General features: G+C 64.4%; 23 protein-coding genes. 7 read left to right on the top strand and 16 right to left on the bottom strand.

Features of this window, described 5'->3' with window-relative positions; genetic code table 11:
* The 6 genes from CH286_RS27945 (at window position 1) to CH286_RS25230 (ending at window position 3,815) form a co-directional block, all read left to right on the top strand.
* Window positions 1-555, top strand: coding sequence for a hypothetical protein (locus tag CH286_RS27945; RefSeq protein WP_176458342.1), 555 nt, complete (start codon window positions 1-3; stop codon window positions 553-555).
* A 110-nt stretch (window positions 556-665) separates the two neighbouring features.
* Window positions 666-1,001 (top strand): hypothetical protein, encoded by a 336-nt coding sequence (locus CH286_RS25250; RefSeq protein ID WP_094610697.1) that lies wholly within the window; start codon window positions 666-668, stop codon window positions 999-1,001.
* A gap of 281 nt (window positions 1,002-1,282) precedes the next feature.
* Window positions 1,283-1,768, top strand: a complete 486-nt coding sequence (locus CH286_RS25245; RefSeq protein ID WP_094610696.1) for a hypothetical protein — start codon at window positions 1,283-1,285, stop codon at window positions 1,766-1,768.
* A gap of 190 nt (window positions 1,769-1,958) precedes the next feature.
* A complete protein-coding gene (locus CH286_RS25240) occupies window positions 1,959-2,387 on the top strand; it encodes a hypothetical protein (protein ID WP_094610695.1) in 429 nt (142 codons plus the stop codon).
* Window positions 2,388-2,511: 124 nt separating this feature from the next.
* On the top strand, window positions 2,512-3,459 hold the full coding sequence (locus CH286_RS25235; RefSeq protein ID WP_094610694.1) for a hypothetical protein: 948 nt from the start codon (window positions 2,512-2,514) through the stop codon (window positions 3,457-3,459).
* Window positions 3,456-3,815: a hypothetical protein gene (locus CH286_RS25230; RefSeq protein ID WP_094610693.1), complete on the top strand. Its 360-nt coding sequence runs from the start codon at window positions 3,456-3,458 to the stop codon at window positions 3,813-3,815. Before CH286_RS25235 ends, CH286_RS25230 begins: the two co-directional genes overlap by 4 nt.
* A 98-nt stretch (window positions 3,816-3,913) precedes the next feature.
* Here the strand turns inward: CH286_RS25230 and CH286_RS25225 are convergent, their stop codons facing one another.
* The 12 genes from CH286_RS25225 to CH286_RS25165 form a co-directional block, all read right to left on the bottom strand.
* Window positions 3,914-4,141, bottom strand: coding sequence for a hypothetical protein (locus CH286_RS25225; protein ID WP_141215889.1), 228 nt, complete (start codon window positions 4,139-4,141; stop codon window positions 3,914-3,916).
* 141 nt (window positions 4,142-4,282) lie between these two features.
* The gene (locus tag CH286_RS25220) at window positions 4,283-4,870 is read right to left on the bottom strand and encodes a DnaB-like helicase N-terminal domain-containing protein (RefSeq protein ID WP_094610691.1); all 588 of its coding nucleotides are present in this window, start codon (window positions 4,868-4,870) and stop codon (window positions 4,283-4,285) included.
* A gap of 54 nt (window positions 4,871-4,924) precedes the next feature.
* Window positions 4,925-5,158 carry a glutaredoxin family protein gene (locus CH286_RS25215; RefSeq protein WP_094610690.1) on the bottom strand — a complete coding sequence of 78 codons (234 nt, stop codon included), beginning with the start codon at window positions 5,156-5,158 and terminating at the stop codon, window positions 4,925-4,927.
* A 323-nt stretch (window positions 5,159-5,481) separates the two neighbouring features.
* A complete protein-coding gene (locus tag CH286_RS25210; protein WP_094610689.1) occupies window positions 5,482-5,820 on the bottom strand; it encodes a hypothetical protein in 339 nt (112 codons plus the stop codon).
* Window positions 5,817-6,152, bottom strand: a complete 336-nt coding sequence (locus CH286_RS25205) for a hypothetical protein (protein WP_094610688.1) — start codon at window positions 6,150-6,152, stop codon at window positions 5,817-5,819. The genes CH286_RS25210 and CH286_RS25205 overlap by 4 nt, the downstream gene beginning before the upstream one ends.
* Window positions 6,153-6,167: 15 nt before the next feature.
* Window positions 6,168-6,524, bottom strand: coding sequence for a hypothetical protein (locus CH286_RS25200; RefSeq protein WP_094610687.1), 357 nt, complete (start codon window positions 6,522-6,524; stop codon window positions 6,168-6,170).
* Window positions 6,525-6,557: 33 nt separating this feature from the next.
* A complete protein-coding gene (locus CH286_RS25195) occupies window positions 6,558-6,929 on the bottom strand; it encodes a hypothetical protein (RefSeq protein WP_094610686.1) in 372 nt (123 codons plus the stop codon).
* Complete coding sequence (locus tag CH286_RS25190) at window positions 6,926-7,258, bottom strand: hypothetical protein (RefSeq protein WP_094610685.1); 333 nt, start codon at window positions 7,256-7,258, stop codon at window positions 6,926-6,928. Before CH286_RS25190 ends, CH286_RS25195 begins: the two co-directional genes overlap by 4 nt.
* Window positions 7,259-7,392: 134 nt before the next feature.
* Complete coding sequence (locus tag CH286_RS25185) at window positions 7,393-8,376, bottom strand: hypothetical protein (RefSeq protein ID WP_094610684.1); 984 nt, start codon at window positions 8,374-8,376, stop codon at window positions 7,393-7,395.
* Window positions 8,377-8,415: 39 nt separating this feature from the next.
* A complete protein-coding gene (locus tag CH286_RS28295; protein WP_255139189.1) occupies window positions 8,416-8,988 on the bottom strand; it encodes a DUF6349 family protein in 573 nt (190 codons plus the stop codon).
* Between the two features lie 84 nt (window positions 8,989-9,072).
* Window positions 9,073-9,288 carry a hypothetical protein gene (locus tag CH286_RS27675; RefSeq protein WP_141215888.1) on the bottom strand — a complete coding sequence of 72 codons (216 nt, stop codon included), beginning with the start codon at window positions 9,286-9,288 and terminating at the stop codon, window positions 9,073-9,075.
* 98 nt (window positions 9,289-9,386) lie between these two features.
* The gene (locus tag CH286_RS25165; protein WP_094610680.1) at window positions 9,387-9,764 is read right to left on the bottom strand and encodes a hypothetical protein; all 378 of its coding nucleotides are present in this window, start codon (window positions 9,762-9,764) and stop codon (window positions 9,387-9,389) included.
* Window positions 9,765-9,883: 119 nt separating this feature from the next.
* On the opposite strand from CH286_RS25165, the gene CH286_RS25160 reads away from it, so the two are divergent.
* Entirely contained in the window at window positions 9,884-10,108 is a 225-nt protein-coding gene (locus CH286_RS25160) for a helix-turn-helix transcriptional regulator (RefSeq protein ID WP_094610679.1), read from the top strand.
* 126 nt (window positions 10,109-10,234) lie between these two features.
* Here CH286_RS25160 and CH286_RS25155 read toward each other — a convergent pair whose 3' ends face one another.
* The 4 genes from CH286_RS25155 to dnaE form a co-directional block, all read right to left on the bottom strand.
* Window positions 10,235-11,878, bottom strand: a complete 1,644-nt coding sequence (locus CH286_RS25155; protein ID WP_094610678.1) for a ParB/RepB/Spo0J family partition protein — start codon at window positions 11,876-11,878, stop codon at window positions 10,235-10,237.
* Between the two features lie 92 nt (window positions 11,879-11,970).
* Window positions 11,971-12,255, bottom strand: coding sequence for a hypothetical protein (locus tag CH286_RS25150; RefSeq protein WP_094610677.1), 285 nt, complete (start codon window positions 12,253-12,255; stop codon window positions 11,971-11,973).
* Between the two features lie 152 nt (window positions 12,256-12,407).
* Complete coding sequence (locus CH286_RS25145; RefSeq protein ID WP_094610676.1) at window positions 12,408-12,794, bottom strand: hypothetical protein; 387 nt, start codon at window positions 12,792-12,794, stop codon at window positions 12,408-12,410.
* Window positions 12,795-13,094: 300 nt separating this feature from the next.
* On the bottom strand, window positions 13,095-16,538 hold a 3,444-nt coding region (gene dnaE, locus CH286_RS25140), incomplete at its 5' end, for a DNA polymerase III subunit alpha (protein ID WP_094610675.1).

Raw genomic sequence — 16,538 nt, 5'->3', positions numbered from 1 at the left:
GTGACCGCGACGATGCAACTGGCACTGTTCGGCGGGGACACCGTCGCCGAACCGGAGATGTCGGTTCGTCGATCGTGGCGTCCGTTGCAGGGACCGTTGACCGCCAAGACCGTGGCACGGTTCTGGACGAAAGTGGTCATCACGCCGACGTGCTGGCTGTGGCGATCGGCCGTCAGTTTCCCAGACGGGTACGGACGCTTCACCTTCACCGACGGCGACACACCACGAACATTGTCTGCGCACCGGTTCGCGCTGTTGCTCGCGCACGGCGACCTCGGTGACGGGATCGTCGGCGAGCACGACTGCGACGAAACCCTGTGTGTGCGAGTCGATGACGGGCACCTCAAGCGCGGCACCCAATCGACGAACCTTGCACACGCTGTTGCAACCGGACGCCACATCGGACCGACCCCGGCAGGCGGCGATCCGCGCGGGCGCTACGGGCGGGCCGTGGCGATCCGCGATGCACTCAAAGACGGCTACGACGCCGACCGACTCCGCGCCGCCCTCGCCGGATACAGCGTCGACGCACAAGCACCACCGACCTTGTTCTGAACCGAACGCCACCGAGACATGTCGGTGGCGTTCGGTAGAGATAGATCCATCAGGCCTGGGCCGCACCGCCGCACCGGTGAGAGCAGTCCTCGACGAAAAGGACGTACGACATGACGCTCTCCTCGCTCTTTACCGACGACGTCGGACCGCTGCCCTTGCTCGCGGTCGCCGGTGCCGGATTCCTGATCTGGTACGTGCGGTACCTCGGCGAGAACGACCCCGGATGGAAGGGTTTCGTGGCGAACATTCTCACCGTCATCGGCGTCGGCGCGTACCTCGTCGTCCTCGCGGTCGTGTTCGGCGCGTTCATCGCAGTGATCGTCGCGTTCATCGCCGTGATGCTGTTCATGCTTCCCCTGTTCGCACTCGGCGGTGCCAGCGGAGTCGCCGACCGCAGACCCCGACGCGGGTACCACCGCGACCCCTACGGCAACGACTACTACTGACCGCCCGGCACGCCTACAACCGGCACTCTGCATACACCGCACTCGCGCGAGGTGACGTCGGTGCAATGGCGACTGTGCACCACCTGCAACAGCACTCGTGCACAGATTGCGTGCGCCGCGCCGGACTGCGGTTGTACGACCGCACCGCGACACCGGTACAGAGTTGTCGACGCCGCTGCGCCGCTCACCCAACTAAGAATTTGCAAGATGCGCTGCGCGGATCTCGTCTGGTAGTTCGAACTATCCGGAGGCCGACATCTGTTTGTGGCAGGATCTGTTTCATGGGGTGGGAGCAGATTTTCGAGTCGTCGATACCGTTGGTCGTCGGGTTGTTCTCCGGCTGGGTTGCATCGCGTGCCGCACGCAAAACACCACACGAGAAGCTGAAGGCTTTGATCGAGATTCAAGCAGCCTTGGGCCCTAGCGCCGACCCCAGCGGGACCATAGAGAAGTCGATCGAGCTCGAGCTGAAGCGGCTCGAACGGTCGACGGTGTCTCTCGACTCGACGTGGCCTCAGATTGTCTGGGCTCGGTTCCTCAACAACCCAGCAGCTGTAATAGTTGGCTGCGGCCTAGTCCTCTACTCCGCGTTGTTCGTCGTGGCACTCAATCGCTTCGGCGGTTCCATGGGTGGCGGCGGTACGACTGATGCGAACGACAGCAGCTATGTCTGGGTCTTCGTTGGACTGGTGGTTGCTGCGATGGCGATAGTTGCGGCGACATACGTGAGCTACAGACGGGATCGTCGCGCCCTGCTGCAGGACTGACATTGCCTACGGTGATGCTCTAGACTCGGCTGCAAGTTCGAGCGTCGATGAGGGTCACGTTCGAGCGCGCCCCACCCGTACCGATTCACCCCGCACTGCGTTCACCGCATTGTGGGTTGTGTTGCTCTGTGAGCGATCGGTGCCTGTCCGGTGGGGGATATCCGCGCACCGAATCTGGAAGGCCCTCACCATGTCTGTCTCTCCCGCTGTCGACAAAGACACCGCTCTGGCGCGCGCCCGCGCCGCGATCGAGAACCGCACCAAATACATCGAGTCCCTCTTCGACGCCGCCCAGGCTTCCGCTGATGCGCGCGAGAAGGTCGCCGAAGCGACCCGCGCGGCCGAACGCGCGAACGCCGAACACGCCGCCGCGTACAAGGAAGCGATCGACGCCGGATGGACGGTCGCCGAACTGACCGGGAGTGGTCTGACCGCTCCGACACCGGTGGGCAAGAAATCATCCAAGACCTCCAAGCGCACGACCGGTCGCGGTACGCCGCGCCGCCGAGTCGGTGCCGAGAACACCGCCGGCCCCGACGGACAACGCGATGACGACGCCTCGTCGCCTGCACCCGCCGTGTCGTCCGAACCGCAGTCCTCGACTGTGTCCGCGCGCTGAACACTGCTGCCCTCGCACCACCCGCGCACCGGCACCGGTCGCGGATCCCCCGTGCGCCCTTCGCACGCTCGACGCATCTTCTCCTCGTGCGGGCGCACCCACATCACCCGAAGGATCATTGACCATGAGCCAGCCCGAATTCAACGTCGAAGTAGCCTCCCTCGACCGCAACGGCGACCCCGGTTTCGTGCACTACCGCGGCGCGTTCTACACCTCCCGCTCCGCCGGACAGTTCGCCCTCACCCAAGCAGCAGCACTGTCGGACACCCGCGAAGTCGACACCGTCTCCGTCGTCATCGACGCAGCCGGAGAGGGAACCTCACGCCGTGATGTCGAGTTCATCGGCACCCCCGGCGAACTCGCCGCCGAACTGACCGCGCTCCCCGCCTACGCCTCCGGCGCGCGGCGCACCGTCATCCCCGCACCCCGCGCAGTGACCGCCGCCGTGGCCGCTGTCGTCGAAACGTCACCCCCGTTACCCGACTCGGCGGTCGAGGGTCCCGACGCCGTCGCAGTTCTCGACGTGGAGGTGTACTCCACCCGCCCGGGCCCGATCCCGAACTCGCGCACCGACGTCGGCGCGTACACCCCCGAAGACGCACACCGCATCGCCGAGCAGCTCGCGGCAGACCTCGGCGGCACCATCGAACCGATGCGCAACGACACCGTGCTGCGCGTGACCCACGCAGCGGACGTCTCCGACACCGACCGCATCGCCGCAGAACGGTCCGTGCAGGTGCGGAACCTGCGCGCGAACCTCTCCGTCCTAGACCCGGTCGCCGACGCCGAACACATCACCGCACTCGCCGCCGACCTCGACGATCTGCGAGCTCGATCGAGGCCGGCCGCACGCCCGGACAACACCGCAGCTGTGTCCGCGTCGGTATCGACGCCGCCGATGGCGCACGCAGCGGACGCCGAACGCTCCTCGACACGTCCGCGCGGGTTGGTCACTCCCCCGACCGGACGCTCCTCCGGAGCTGCACGGGCCACCTCGTCCACGCTGCACACCTCCCCCGCCCCGACACACACAGCTGCGACATCGCGGTCAGCCGACCACGGTCTCGGATGACCACCGACCACCAGTTCCCACCGCAGACCCGGGAAGGGCGGCACCGACTACCTCGGCCCCCGCAGCGATCCGCCGCCACCGAGGGCGACAGCGCCGTCAAGCCTGCGTTCCAGCTCGACGGCGGCGACCTCGGCGCGGTCCTCGAGTTCGAGGCGGTGCTGTGGAACGAACCGATGACCGGAGTCCTCCGCGAAATCCACATCACGCCCGGACGCGTACGCGTGGTCGTTCTTCAGACCGAACAGCAGAAGGGCCTCTACCCGCGATACACATCCAGCGGTGACCCCGATGCGCCGTACCTGGTCGACTACGACATCGACTTCGGCGACGCGGTCCGGATCGTCGATCGCCACTGACACCGCTCGTCCGACTCGGCTCGTCCGTACACGCGAGAAAGGCACCCACACAGCCGGTGTGGGTGCCTTTGTCGTTCGGGCAGGGTTCGGACGGGCGGTCAGTGCTGCGGGTGCGGCGCGGTGCCGGGTGCGCCGAAGATGCCGGCCGCCAGTGCCCACGCGGTCAGGGTGCGGCGTTCGGCGTCGGTCGTCTCGTCGGCGTGGAGGTAGTCCCACTCCTGCAGCGCGTCGAGGTCGTGTGCGTCGGCTCCGACGTGTCCGCACCACCACAGGTACGCCCCGATCGGCGATTCCACCTCGGCGCTGACACCGCCTGCATCGCTCACGCGCATCCGTCTTCGTGGGGCACGAACCGCCGTATCGTCAAGATGTGTTGACGCTACGGCTTCGTCAACACATCTTGACGATTGCGCGGATGCGGGGGCGTGTTCCTGCGTCGTGGACGCGGCGGGAGTGTCGACCATGGGTCACTGCCCTCCCCGAAACGTGTTGAGCCGCTGCCACAGTGCGCGCTGAGCGCGCCCGTACTCCACGAGATGTTCGAACAGGTACTCCTCCGGCAACTCCTCGGCGGCGTGGACGATGGCCGCTGCCACGGTCCGGTAACTGCGCCGGTAGGACTGGGAGAGCACGATGTCGGCGTAGTGGACGGCGGTGAAGCCGTCTGCCCCGGCGGTGATGACTTCGTTCAAGCGGCGACGCAGGGGCGCGTCCTTGGCTCCGCCGGATCCGGATCGCATGAAGGCTGCGGTGACGCTCGCCGGGTCGTAGGGTTCGCCGGCCGCGACGAGACCTGCGATCACGACGAACATTCGCCGGTACGCGACGTCGTCGAAGTCCTCGGCGGTCACGATCGCGGTGATGCGCAGATCCTCGGCGGACACTCCCCCGGTGTGGGCACTCCACATCAGGGCGCACAGCAGCAGCGCCTCGGGGTCGGTGGACGGCTCGTGAGCAGTCTCGTCGTCGACGCCGTGGTCGTCGTCAACAGCGGCGAGGCTGCGAACGACACGCTCGGGCTCATCGGGCGGTGGGACTGCACTCAGTGGCGTCATCGTCGGGCTCGTTCTCGCAGGTGAATCTCGAAAAGGGTCAACGGAGTTGGTCGGTCAGGCGGCGGCGAGCTTGTCGAGGGCGTCGATCCGAAAGCCGGACCAGTGGGTGTTCTCGTCGACGACCACCACGGGCATCTGCCGGTAGCCGAGCCCGTCGGTGACGAACTCGCGCGCCGCTGCATCTTCGGTGACATCGACGGTCGTGTATTCGATCCCATGCTTGTTCAGACGTCGTTTCGTTTGATCGCAGCTGTTGCATTCGGGTTTCGTGTACACGGTGATCGACATAGCTCACTCCTCGAGGGAATCGTTCCGGTGGGTTCAATTCTACGCCAAATCGTTCCTATAAGCCATAGATAAAGCTAGACAATTTGACTCGAATATACTGGCGCGCAATAGATTCCGGACTGCCTAGCAGTTCGCAATTACGTCGGTTGCGTTGTTCCTGATAGTGGCAGCACACGGAGAGAAATACGAAAAAGCGACGGGGAACAGTTCATTCCACATTCGGGTCATGATGCCGTCGCCCGACTACTGCTGCGACGCCGTGATCGAGACATGCGAAAACGCCGCCGGAGCTGTTGCTCTACGGCGGCGTCAGTCGGGGGCTATCAGTATTCGAGTTCGTACTGTCGGGTGCGGTGTGAGACCAGAGACCTGCGGATTCCGAACGGGCCTTTCAAGACCATCTGCCGCCGCAACTGCATCCATTCTTGTACGAGTTCGGGTGTGGTGTTTCGTGCGGCTTCGTTGCGGAGGTGTTGTAGAGCGGCCAACCAATTCTGGATTTGTATTTTTCCTTCGACTACGCGGTGTTGTGCATCGGGCGAGATGGGGAATCTGCTATCGAGACCACGCTCCAGGTGGGTTCCGAGTTTGCGAAGGTCTCCGCTGATGAGGCAGTCCAGTCGGTACCAGTCGATCGCCGTCGATGCAGCTTTGCGGTTCATGCTCGATCACCGCTCGGGGCATGGGCCGGGTTGTCGATGATGTCTGTATCTCGGGGTTCGGCCTCGACCCACCTGACGATGCGGGAGACTACTTCTGCAGCGCTCGCGGCGAGTGCCAATACGGCTGCGGTGATCAGGAGAGTCCAGGTCATGACCAAGGTATTGCCTGGGTCGCTGTGTTGGGTCCAGAACGCGATCGTGGTGATGACGATTCCCGCGATCAGCACCAGCAGGGACCACTGCGCCGGTCGGGTCCGATGTTCGGTCTGCAAGGCGTACAGCGCTATTGCGGCGACTAGGACGACGATCAGTCCCACTGCGTACAGGATCATGATGTTCCCGCCTGGTCAGTCTTCGGCTCGAAGAGAATCATATGTGTCCACGAAGACGTGGGCCGAGACGACGAGCTTGCGGACCATGTGCAGCTGGTGCATATTCCAGGCGGTCGGCGTCATGATCCCGAGCACCCACACCCATATCACGAAGATGCCCGGAAATGACGGGAGGTCGAGAAGGAAGTACAACGCTACGAGAACCACGGCCCCAGCGGTGCAGACCCGGAAATAGAGACTGATCCGGTGGTTGAGAAAGCCCGTGTAGGTGTCCGCTGCGGCTTCGTATCGCGTGAGATGGTCGAGTGTGGGTTCGGACGTCACGAGATCGAGAGCCTTGTCGTGATCGGCCAAGGCAGAGGCGATATCCATGGTGTCCCCATTCATCGTGTCGTCGTCGGGCGGTCAGTGGTTGGACGCGTCGTTGCGGCGTTGGTCGCCGATGGACTTGGCCATGTTCGCGGTGGCGACGATCTCTTTCGTGCCTTTCGAGCCCAGCTCGTTGCCGAGACGGACAAGAGCGAACACCAATGCCACTGCAAGAGCGGGAAATGCGAGTTCGATGATGCTGACAGCGGATCCCCTCGTGACGTTGTATGCGGCTGCGGACACCCCGAGGATGCCTACCAAGACAGCGGCAAATCGGTTGAGGCCGTATCGAAGCCGGTCCACTGCCTCCGCTGACTCGAAGTAGCGTTCGGCGTTTTCTATGCTGTCGTCGAACAGGAATTCGTGGCGGATCTTGGCGTGGTCACGGAAGGTGGTGAATGGGTTCATCGGTTGTTCCTGTCGTCGTCGGCGGTGGTTTGGACGAAGCTGCGCTTCTGGTCGGCCTCGTACTCGTCACGGGTGCTGTTGAACTGCCGTGCGATCAGGTAGCCGAACAGGATGGATCCTGCGATGAAGGCGGCTTTCCATCCCCAGGCGAGGTCTGGGTAGGTGACGGCGAAGACAGTGGCAGCGACTACGGCGAAACCGATGAGGGCGAGTGCGTTGCTGTGCAGTGTCACTCGGGACGGCTTGCGTATGTAGGCGGTGCCGACGGCGTAGGCCCCGGTGACCAGGACGACGAACACGATCAGTGCTGTGCGGTTGACGAGATCCATGGCTTCTTTCGTTCCGATCTGTGGTGTCCAGTCGTGATCGACAGCTGTGTCTGTCGTTGTGTCGTTGGTGGGTCATGTTGCCAGGTGGTGCCGACACACTGCTGGGTGTCGACACCACCGGGGCCGGGTTGGGGTCAGCTGGTGAGCTGTTTGCGTGTGGTGGTCTCTATGGCGATCTTGGCGCTGTCGTAGATGCGGTCGGGGATGGTGACGATGCCGGCCGCGAGCTCCTGAACGGTGCGGAGCGCGGTCTCGCGTTCCTGCCCGGTGGCCGAGTCGTCGAGGGCGATACCGAGGGCGCTGCGGATCCGGCGAACGGTTCGTTGGCCCTCGACGCTGGTCACGCGTAGGCCCATGGTGCGGGCGTAGCCGTCGGCGCTGCGCCAGGCGGTGCGTGCTTTCTGCGCGACGACGGCGAAGGCCTGCACGCGCTCTGCGGTGTCGGGGCACTGTTCGGGCCGAGAATCGTTCATGGCGGCGAAGGCGTCGATGAAGGCTGCGGTGCGGGGCTCGGTGAGGTCGTCGAGCAGGGGCCTGATGAAGATGGAGTACGGGTCGGCCAGGTAGGCGGCGTAGGCGTCCGCGACCTCGCTGTAGACAGCGTGGGCGGCGGCGTAGTCGGCTTCGAGTGCCTTCTTGGCGTTGCGGCGGTCGACGACATGGCTGCGGGTCCGAACGATCAGGTACGCGGCCAATGCGAGGGCGAGCACAACCACGACCATCCAGACCAGCGGAGTCCAGTCCATCGGGGCCTCAGGTGCGACGTCGGACGCTGGTAGCGCCGGGGCATCTGAGACCGGTGCGTCCGGTACCGCTGGTGGATCGGAAAGGCGAACGTCAGACGCCTCCTCTGAAGAGATCTGAGAGAGAAGCACGGTATCGATCAACATGGCGGCGACCGCGATGACGAGCCCTCCCCCGCACATCTGTAGCGCGGTCCTGTCGTCGGCACCGTACATGCGAGACCAGAAGAACTTGGCTCCCCCGCCCATCATGGCAAGGACACCGAGCGCGGTGCTCATCCACATCAGGTAGGACATCAGTTCCAGTACACCGGATGCCATCGGGGGCGCATCGGGTGAGGTGAGTGCTTGGGCGAGTACGAGTGGGGTGTTCATCGACAGTGGCCTTTCCAGCATCGGCAGGAGAATGCAGGGTCAGAGTTGGCGGGCGAGGTGTGCGTTGGCAGAGGCGGCGGCAACGTCGTAGCCACCCCACGGTGAGCGGTTCGGGACCGAGCGCAGGCCGATGGTGTCGCCGCGTCGGGTAATGACGGGCCATCCGGTGGGTCGCTCCCCGATGAGCTCGATGACCTTCGCTGCCCACACCTGGTCCTTCTGCGACGGTCTGCGTTCGGGGATCACGATCGGGAGGTCGTCGAGCCAGCAGGGGTGGGCGTGATCGAGGGCGTCGCTGACTGCTTCGTGTTCGTCGGCGCGGTTCTCGCCTTCCCACGGGCAGCCGGTGCACGCGCCGCGGTAGACGTCGCCGCCGACGCACTCACATGGAGCGTCCCTGCTCGTGTCCGGGCACTGGCAGTCGAGGTCCGCTGCAACGCAGGTGGGTTGGCAGGTGTCGGTGGCTGCGGTGGGGTCGCAGATTCCAGGCCGGAACGCGTGGGAGGCGGCGGTCGAGCCGTGCCGCCCCCAGGTGGTCGCCCAGGTCTCGAAACTCCGCGATGCGAGCTGCGACCCCTCGGGTGGGGCTGGCGAACAAGGTCGGGATGCCATGGCGGTCGATGTGCAGGTTCTGCTCGTCTGCTGCGACGTCGGCCAACACGTCGAAGATGTCGATCTGGCCTGCGGTCTCGGCCATCACCGCACGCCCAGCTCGGGACGGGTGAGGGACTGCAAGGCCAGCGAGAGTCGGACGTCGCTGGCGTCGAGAACGACCGGATGGGTGCGGCTGTACCAGGCACCGGGTGCGTCGAGGAGGGCGGTGACCTCGACGCGGCCTGCGGGCGCGGTGCGGTAGCCGAGAATGTCGACGACCGTTCCGTCGAACTGGGTGTCGAGCGAAATCAGTTTCATTCCAACTCCTGTGAGGCGGCGAGGCGCGGCCGTAGCGGGCGCGAGGGTGGCGGTCATGGGTACTCCCGAGTTCTCGACGAGGAAAAGTGCGTGGGTGTTCAGGACGGCAGGTTCTGGCAGTCGGCGCATTCCCAGCGCCCGCCGGTCGAGGTGCAGGTCCGGCGCTCCTCGCAGAGCCAGCAGATCTGGTTGCGCTTGCGGGGCGAAACCTGCTGCACCGCAGCCACGGTGGCGGCCTGCACCCGGTACTGCTCGCGGGCGCTCGCGTCGCGGGCGGCGAGGTCGGCGCGGACCTGTCCGGGCTCGCGGTCCGGTCCATCGGTGCGCACGTTGAGCATGTCCCCGAAAGCGGTGCGGCAGGACTGGCACACCTCCCCCGGTACGGCGACCGGGAGAGCGCACCCGGGCAACGCGCAGTCATCGAACAGTGTTGACTGCCAGTCACATTGGGTCGATTCGGTGCGCGTCGAGGTCATACCCCAACCCTACAGCGTCACGCTGTAGGGTTGCGAGGGGTACGGCGAAGTATTTACAGCGTGGGGCTGTAAGGTGCGGGTATGTCGACAATCAGGCTCGTGCGGGGATCGGAGGAACCGTGGCCGATGCCGAATTGACACTCTCGGAGGTTCTGGAACTGATCGAGGCCTCGACCGGGAAGGCGATCGCGTCCTCGACGTGGCGGTCGTACGTCGCTCGTGGTCAGGCCCCGAAACCTGCCCGCCACCTCTCGCGCACACCGCTGTATTCGCGGGAGGACATCGAGGCGTGGCTCGCAGGCCGACCCGGCAGTGGTGCACGAACCGACCTGCGCCCACGCTGATCGCCGTTCGGCGTTCCCGGTTCACCACTGAGCGTCAACATATCTTGACGAACCAGGAAGGCCCGGGCCATCGGTGTGATGGTCGGGGCCTTGTTGTCGTGCTGGTTGCGATGCTCCAGCGGATTGTCAGGCGTCGTCGTCGACGGCTGCGTACGCGGCGTCGACGGTGATGTTGCCGATCGCGGCCTGCTCCACCGGGGTCAGGGTGTGCCCGCTGTCGGCGAGGAAGGTCAGGTAGCTGTCGATGCCGACCATGCCCCGGTAGTGCTTGGAGGAGAACCGCCAGTAATCCTTGGCATCCTGCGGCCCCGTGAGGCGGGCCTCGAACGCAGTAAGCACTCGGGCGAGCAGCAACACCTCGGCGCGAGCGGGCGTGGCAGCGGTGGCCTTACGGTCCACCTCGTGCAGCGGCGAGCCCATGATCTCGCCGTACCGCTCCGAGCACTTGGATTCGGTGAACACATCACCATGGGTCGCCAGGGTGGTCACCATCCACTTGGTGGCGTTCTTCGGGGCGCTCTTGCCCGCGAGTAGACCGGCAAGGAACGTGCGCCTGGCTTCGGTGGCGGTGGCTCCGGCACGGTTGAGGGCCTTCGCTTTTCGGCGCTCTGCGCGTTCTTTCTCGATGCGTTCGGCTTCGGCGCGCGCGGCTTTACGCTGCGCCGGGGTCAATCCGTCCTCGGTGTCGCCGCCCTCTGCATCGGCGGCGGCGATCTTCTCGGGGGCGAGTTCGAGGCCGGCCGCAGCCCGGTTGTCGTGGCGCAGGAAGAACTCGTACCCCCAGGCGGTCACTTTCTCGACCGTGTTGGCGTGCCGCAGCTGCTCGTACGCTTCGGCTTCGTCGTCGCCCTCGGTGTCGAAGTCGACTTCGTCCTCGGCGACCTCCTCACGGGTGGTCTTGTCGACCCAGACGGTGCCGGTCTCGTGGACGTGGACGTGCCACAGGTGCGGCGCCTGCTCCGGGACGTCGGCCGGGACTGCACTGCCGTCGGAAGTGCGCAGGTCCGCGAGGGAGTACCACTGCCCGTCGGTGGTGGACGGTTCGTCGTGGAGCAGGATGAAGCCGCGTGCGATGTAGTCGGCTGCGGCGGCAGTGGTCTCGGCGCGTTCGTCGATGCGGCGCGCGAGGGTGGCAAGGCGGTACTCGAAGCCGAATCTGTTGTCGAAGATCTGCTCGATCGCTTCGGTGATCCACGGCTCCGTCTCGGCGGCGGTTTCGAGATCAGCAAGCAACGCAGCCCCTTCGAGGGTGAGCTGGCGGTCGTCGAGCTGCTGGCGGGCGCGCTCGGATCGTCCTGCGCGACCGGCCTTTTCGACGTACGCCTTCGGGACGTGCAGTTGCGCGCTGACCTTGTGGACGCTCAGGCCCAGCTCGAGCAGGCCCGTGACGGCGGCGGCGCGTTGGCCGGTGGTGAGGTCTTCGCGCTGATCGTTGGACACGACCTGCTCGGTGATGCGTTCGATGCCTGCGGCCTTCTCGTCGTCGGACTGCTCACGCACCAGTACCGGGATCGAGGTGAGACCGGCTTCGCGGGCCCCGAGAGTTCTGCGCTGTCCGTCGTGGACGACCAGGGTTCCGTCGGCGCGGCGGACCGCCGAGACCGCCTGGAGGACACCGTGGGCGGCGATGGAGGCGACGAACTCAGGGTCGGCGGTGATGTCGACTCCGTCGCGGACGTTGTCGGTGATGTCGAGTTCGTGGGGGTCGACGTGGACGAGGGTGTAGCCGGTCGAGGTCGGTGCCGATTGTGCAGACATGGTGGTGGTCATGATGGCGGTCTCCCTGATTAGAGTGCGGCGGTGAGGCACCGGGCAGATTCCAGCTGCCCGGTGCCCGTTCGCAGGTGGGCGTAAGGCGAGGGTCAGCGGTCGGCGGTCTTCGCGACGGGTAGTTCCCAGATCGGATCTTCTGCACAGGGGTCGCTGATGTCGACCCAGCGCCCGGTGACCGCGTATCCGCTACGGCCGAGCAGCACCTCCGCCATGTCCGGGGTCCAGTCCATCGGCGCGTGCTCCTCGATGCCGGTCGCGTCCAGGTACTCGACCTCGATGCCGCCCCGTCGGATGGACACTCCCACTCCGCGTTCGGGGCGTTCGTCGCCGTATTCGGAGGTGACTGCCGTGAGGTTCCGCTTTGCTTCTCCCATGCCCCTAACCTTACAGCGTCACGCTGTATTGTCAAGTCCTGCAACGGTTTTCGGTTCCATGCAAATCCGAGCCGCCACGTTGCGGGCATCGAACGGCGGCACCACCCCGCTCACTCGAATCACCTACAGCGCAGGATGATCGAGCCTGCGACTCACGCCGGATCGGTGCGACGGGTGGGGTTCTGCACCGGGGGCCGGAGGTTGTAGGTGTCGTACCACTGCTGGGCGGCTTGCTTGCTCATGCCGAGGATCTCGCCGATCTTCGACCACGGAACAGGGCGCTCCTGACTGCGGAGGCGTCCGATGATGGCGTAGCGGTCGGCGATCATCGTCGAGGCCAGGAAGGCGTTGATCTCGAGCGCGTCGACGTCGGAGACCGCGCCGGCCATGCGTCGCTCGGAGTTCGCCTCCCAGGTCGCAGCGTCCTTACTTCCCTGCTCGCGCACCATCTCCGCGAGTTCGACATCGAGCAGTGCCGCCTTGTATTCGACGTATAGTTCGGTCAACTCGGTCGGGGTGAAGACGTTCTCCGATTCCATATCGTCAACATATCTTGACGTTCTCTATTCGTCAACACATCTTGACGATTGAGCGTGTTTCAGTCGACGGGAGTAGCGGCCTCGGCGGGGCACCACTGCTGATGGAGGCGAAGGAAACCCTTGCCGTTTCCGATCGGTATGTCGAAGCTCAGACAGCAAATCCACTGTCCGCGAGTTTTCGCCCACGCATGGAGCAGTCCGGGCGACTTTGTGTCCATCGCGAGACCCTCTGATCTCTCGCCTGTCCGTCACTGTTGCTGGAGCGTGTCCGTTCAGGAATGAAATCGCCGTCTCGTGGATCTACGCATTCGCTGCGCTGGCCGGGGAGGTTGTCAGACAGTTGGCTCCGAACAGGGCTTTGAGATCGCCGTATAGGGCTGGTGTCTTGTGTACTCGAAACTTCGGATCGGTTGCCCACCGTGTCGTCGTAGTGCCGGTCAGGGCGATGTGGACGTCGGTGTTCCCGGGATGGCGTTGCAGAGTTTCACGGAGGGCTTCGATGTTCGGTCGTGTACAGGAGTGCACCGCGAGGGTGAGGGTCATCGGGGAGAGTGATGGGTCGGCATTCCCCAGCTCAGGTACGCAGATGTCGACTGCAACGACTGACGTTCTACCTTCGCGAATACTGACGTTTGCGGTAACAAGTAAGACGGAATCCTCGGTGAGCGCATGCTGGAAGCCGGCGTAGGTCGTCGAGAACACCAGTATCTCGGTGGCAGCGTCGAGATCAGCGATCTCGACGATGGCCCACGACTCACCTTTCTTGTTCACGCGACGGTCGACAGCGGCAATGATGCCACCGATCTTGATCTTCTGGCCGTGACGAACCTTTCCGGCATGCACAGCCGCGATGGAGGTGTCCGTCATCGATCTGAGCGAAGTGGCGATGCCGTCGAGCGGGTGGCCGGACACGTAGAGTCCCAACATCTCTCGTTCGAGTGCGAGCTTGTGCTTGGTGTCCCACTCCTCGTCCGGCACCCGCACGTTGAACACCGCGGAGATGGACTCATCGGCGTCCTCGCCGCCGAACAGATCGAATTGACCGATCGCCTCGGCCTTCTTGGTGCCCATCACCGCGTCGATTGCGTCGGCGTGAATGAGCATCAGCCCCTTGCGTGGATGGTCGAGTGAGTCGAACGCGCCGGCTTTGATGAGGGATTCGGTGACCTTCTTACTGCAGGCAGTGGCGTCGATCTTGCCGAGGTAGTCCGAGAAGTCGGCATACTTGCTCTTCTGCTCGCGTGCCCTGATGATCGACGCCACCACGTTGGTTCCTACGTTGCGGACCGCACCGAGGCCGAAACGGATGTCTTTGCCCACCGAGGCGAAGTCGACGCGAGAGGCGTTGACGTCGGGAGGCAGCACGACGATGCCTCTGGTGCGGCAGTCCGCTAGGTAGACGGCGATTTTGTCCTTGTCATCGCCGACCGAGGTGAGTAGGCCCGCCATGTACTCGGCCGGGTAGTTGGCTTTGAGGTAGGCGGTCCAGTACATGACCAGGCTGTATCCGGCGGCATGTGATTTGTTGTAAGCGTAGCCTGCGAACGGCAGGACGGCCTCCCACAGTGCGGTGACAGCATCGTCGCTATATCTGTTGCTGCGCATGCCGTTTCGGAAGTTCTCGAACTCGGCGGCGAGCACTTCGGGCTTTTTCTTACCCATCGCTCGCCGGAGAAGGTCGGCCTGTCCGAGGGTGTAGCCGGCCACCTTCTGCGCGAGCTGCATGATCTGCTCCTGATAGACGATCAGGGCATATGTTTCTCCCAATATTTTGCGGAGTGGTTCCTCGAGCTCCGGATGGATAGGTGTTACTGCCTCGCGACCGTTCTTGCGGTCCGCGTACGCCCAGTGCGCTCCGACCCCCATCGGACCTGGTCGATACAGTGCGTTCGATGCAATGAGGTCGTTGAACTCGGTCGGTGCCATGCGAAGTAGAAGCTCTCGCATACCAGCCGAATCCATCTGGAAGACACCGAGGTTGTCTCCTCTGGCGAGCATCTCGTAGGTAGCCGCGTCGTCCAGTGCAAGGGTGTCGAGGTCGAGGTCGATTCCGCGGTTGGCCTTGATGTTGTCGATGGCGTCACCGATGACCGTGAGGTTTCGCAGACCGAGGAAGTCCATCTTGAGCAGACCGATGGCCTCGCACGACGGGTAATCCCAGCCGGTGATGATCGCGCCGTCCTGCGCGCGCTTCCACACCGGAATGGCGTCGGTGAGCGGCTCCGAGGACATGATGACCGCACAGGCGTGCACGCCTGCGTTACGGATCAGGCCTTCGAGGCCCTTGGCCGTCTTGTAGATCGTGGCCACGTCGGGGTTGGAGTCGATGAGCGCTCGAACCTCGGTGGCCTCCTTGTACCGCTCGTGCGACGGATCGGTGATACCTGCCACCGAGATGTCCTTGGCCATGATGGGGGGCGGCAGCGCCTTGGTGATCTGATCGGCGATACCGAAGCCGGGCTGGCCGAACTGCACACGGGCGGAGTCCTTGATGGCCGCCTTGGTCTTGATGGTGCCGAACGTGATCACCTGGGCGACGCGGTCGCTGCCCCACTTCTCGGTGGCGTAGCGCACCATCTCACCGCGGCGACGATCGTCGAAGTCGATATCGATATCGGGCATCGACACGCGCTCGGGGTTGAGGAATCGCTCGAACAGCAGTCCGTGCGGCAGCGGGTCGATGTTCGTGATGCCCATGGCGTAGGCAACCAACGATCCGGCCGCGGAGCCTCGGCCCGGGCCGACCCGGATACCGACGGAACGGGCGTAGTTGATGAGGTCGCCGACGACGAGGAAGTACGCCGGGAACCCCATTTCGAGGATGACGCTGATCTCGTACTTAGCGCGGTCGCGGTACTCCTGCGGCACACCGCTGGGGAAACGCCATTCGAGGCCTCTGTCGACCTCTTTCGTCAGCCAGCTGCCTTGGGTGTCGCCCTCGGGAACCGGGAAGATCGGCATCCGGTCGCGGGGTGCCCACACCTCGTCGTACGGCTGCACTCGCTCGGCGATGAGCAGCGTGCTGTCGCAGGCACCGGGCACCTGATCGTCCCAAAGCTCGCGCATCTCGGCAGCGGACTTGAGGTAGTAGCCGTCCCCGTCGAACTTGAAGCGCGTGGGATCGCTGAGCGTCTTACCGGTCTGAATGCACAGCAGCGCCTCGTGGTTCTCGGCAGCGTCCTTGGTGACGTAGTGGCAGTCGTTGGTAGCGAGCGGCGGGATGGAGAGCTTCTTGCCGATGTCGAGCAGGCCCTCGCGGACGCGTCGCTCGATGGACAGACCGTGGTCCATCAGTTCGAGGAAGAAGTTGTCCGGTCCCCAGATCTCCTGCCACTTGGCCGCGGCCTCGAGGGCTTCACGGTCCTGACCGAGACGTAGGCGCGTCTGAACCTCACCGGACGGGCATCCGGTGGTGGCGATGATGCCCTCGGCGTGCTGAGCGATGATCTCCTCGTCCATGCGGGCCCACTTGCCCAGCTGACCCTCGATGGACGCGAGCGAGGACAGCTTGAACAGATTGCGAACGCCGGTCGCGTTCTCCGCCACCATCGTCATGTGCGTGTACGCACCGCTACCGGAGACGTCGTCGGACTTCTGGCTTCGATCGCCCCACAGCACGCGCTTCTTGTTGAACCGGGACTCGGGGGCGATGTAGGCCTCGATGCCGATGATCGGTTTGATACCGGCCTTCTTGGCCTCGTTGTAGAACTCGCTGGCTCCGTACATGTTGCCGTGGTCGGTCAT

This window comes from Rhodococcus sp. WWJCD1, assembly GCF_002258735.1.
In the GTDB taxonomy this organism is placed as follows: Bacteria; Actinomycetota; Actinomycetes; order Mycobacteriales; family Mycobacteriaceae; genus Rhodococcoides.
Note: the sequence above shows the minus strand (reverse complement) of the source record. Positions and strands in the feature narration are given on the sequence as shown.

Bases quoted from the DNA above. Each gene is read 5' to 3' on its own strand.
- CH286_RS25250 (WP_094610697.1), top strand. From the start codon at position 666: ATGACGCTCTCCTCGCTCTTTACCGACGACGTCGGACCGCTGCCCTTG.
- CH286_RS25245 (WP_094610696.1), top strand. From the start codon at position 1,283: ATGGGGTGGGAGCAGATTTTCGAGTCGTCGATACCGTTGGTCGTCGGG.
- CH286_RS25240 (WP_094610695.1), top strand. From the start codon at position 1,959: ATGTCTGTCTCTCCCGCTGTCGACAAAGACACCGCTCTGGCGCGCGCC.
- CH286_RS25235 (WP_094610694.1), top strand. From the start codon at position 2,512: ATGAGCCAGCCCGAATTCAACGTCGAAGTAGCCTCCCTCGACCGCAAC.
- CH286_RS25230 (WP_094610693.1), top strand. From the start codon at position 3,456: ATGACCACCGACCACCAGTTCCCACCGCAGACCCGGGAAGGGCGGCAC.
- CH286_RS25220 (WP_094610691.1), bottom strand. From the start codon at position 4,870: ATGACGCCACTGAGTGCAGTCCCACCGCCCGATGAGCCCGAGCGTGTC.
- CH286_RS25215 (WP_094610690.1), bottom strand. From the start codon at position 5,158: ATGTCGATCACCGTGTACACGAAACCCGAATGCAACAGCTGCGATCAA.
- CH286_RS25210 (WP_094610689.1), bottom strand. From the start codon at position 5,820: ATGAACCGCAAAGCTGCATCGACGGCGATCGACTGGTACCGACTGGAC.
- CH286_RS25205 (WP_094610688.1), bottom strand. From the start codon at position 6,152: ATGATCCTGTACGCAGTGGGACTGATCGTCGTCCTAGTCGCCGCAATA.
- CH286_RS25200 (WP_094610687.1), bottom strand. From the start codon at position 6,524: ATGGATATCGCCTCTGCCTTGGCCGATCACGACAAGGCTCTCGATCTC.
- CH286_RS25195 (WP_094610686.1), bottom strand. From the start codon at position 6,929: ATGAACCCATTCACCACCTTCCGTGACCACGCCAAGATCCGCCACGAA.
- CH286_RS25190 (WP_094610685.1), bottom strand. From the start codon at position 7,258: ATGGATCTCGTCAACCGCACAGCACTGATCGTGTTCGTCGTCCTGGTC.
- CH286_RS25185 (WP_094610684.1), bottom strand. From the start codon at position 8,376: ATGAACACCCCACTCGTACTCGCCCAAGCACTCACCTCACCCGATGCG.
- CH286_RS28295 (WP_255139189.1), bottom strand. From the start codon at position 8,988: ATGGCATCCCGACCTTGTTCGCCAGCCCCACCCGAGGGGTCGCAGCTC.
- CH286_RS27675 (WP_141215888.1), bottom strand. From the start codon at position 9,288: ATGAAACTGATTTCGCTCGACACCCAGTTCGACGGAACGGTCGTCGAC.
- CH286_RS25165 (WP_094610680.1), bottom strand. From the start codon at position 9,764: ATGACCTCGACGCGCACCGAATCGACCCAATGTGACTGGCAGTCAACA.
- CH286_RS25155 (WP_094610678.1), bottom strand. From the start codon at position 11,878: ATGACCACCACCATGTCTGCACAATCGGCACCGACCTCGACCGGCTAC.
- CH286_RS25150 (WP_094610677.1), bottom strand. From the start codon at position 12,255: ATGGGAGAAGCAAAGCGGAACCTCACGGCAGTCACCTCCGAATACGGC.
- CH286_RS25145 (WP_094610676.1), bottom strand. From the start codon at position 12,794: ATGGAATCGGAGAACGTCTTCACCCCGACCGAGTTGACCGAACTATAC.